Here is a 308-nt window from a genome sequence, read left to right as displayed (position 1 = left end):
CACTTGCCCTGGTGCTCTCAGCAAGTATTGCACTACAAATGTTTAAACATATTAAATGGCGGTCACTCATCGTGATTCTCGCTGCCGCCCTTATAGGAAGAGTTGGGGGCTTTTTTATCCTTCATAATTATGGAGAACAGGATTTTCTAAAAATTATATTAGGTATTTTTCTAATCTCTGTTGTCATTTATTTATTTTGGAGCAAACCGCCCAATCCAGAGAAGAAAATCAATGGTACGTGGCTCCCGATCATACTAGGATTAGCTGGAGGACTAATTGGTGGTATTTTCGCTGTAGGGGGACCGTTC

The 308-nt window shown here is 40.9% G+C and carries 1 protein-coding gene; it reads left to right on the top strand.

Translation table 11 applies throughout. The features are described from left to right. A partial coding sequence (locus AOA60_RS29475; RefSeq protein WP_143522589.1) for a TSUP family transporter occupies positions 1 to 308 on the top strand: 308 nt, incomplete at both ends.

Source organism: Pseudomonas sp. 2822-17, from assembly GCF_002742485.1.
Classification (GTDB): Bacteria; Pseudomonadota; Gammaproteobacteria; order Pseudomonadales; family Pseudomonadaceae; genus Aquipseudomonas; species Aquipseudomonas cyclaminis.
Note: the sequence above shows the minus strand (reverse complement) of the source record. Positions and strands in the feature narration are given on the sequence as shown.